The organism is Micrococcus sp. MS-ASIII-49 (assembly GCF_000946635.1).
In the GTDB taxonomy this organism is placed as follows: domain Bacteria; phylum Actinomycetota; class Actinomycetes; order Actinomycetales; family Micrococcaceae; genus Micrococcus; species Micrococcus luteus.
The window spans coordinates 1-343 of sequence record NZ_JXSP01000131.1; the positions used below are offsets into that span (position 1 = coordinate 1).

The 343-nt window shown below is 78.4% G+C and carries 1 pseudogene; it reads left to right on the plus strand.

Going from position 1 to position 343, the window contains the following annotated elements:
- Positions 1 to 135 precede the first annotated feature (135 nt).
- A pseudogene (locus SJ20_RS09250) lies at positions 136 to 343 on the plus strand (DUF885 domain-containing protein); the annotation flags it as partial.

The following is a 343-nucleotide window of genomic DNA, read 5'->3' on the forward strand; positions in this document are numbered from 1 at the left end:
CCCCCGCCCCCTGGACCGCACGCTCCGCCGTCGCGGCGACCTGGGCCTGTGGGCCCGGCCCGGCCGCGGCCAGTGGCGTCAGGGCGCGGGCCCGCAGTGAGCCGGGAGGCGGGCGCCAGCGCCTAGAGTGCCGGTATGACCCAGCACACCTCCGAGGCCGCCGCCGACGGCGCCCGCACCCCGTCCGCCATCGACGCGCTCGCCGAGCGCTACGTGACCGACCTCCTCGCCCTGCATCCGGACACCGCCACCGAGCTCGGCTTCCCCGGCCGGGAGACCGAGTACACGGACTTCTCCCCCGCCGGCGCCCGCGCCGACGACGAGCTCAACGCCCGCCTGCTCG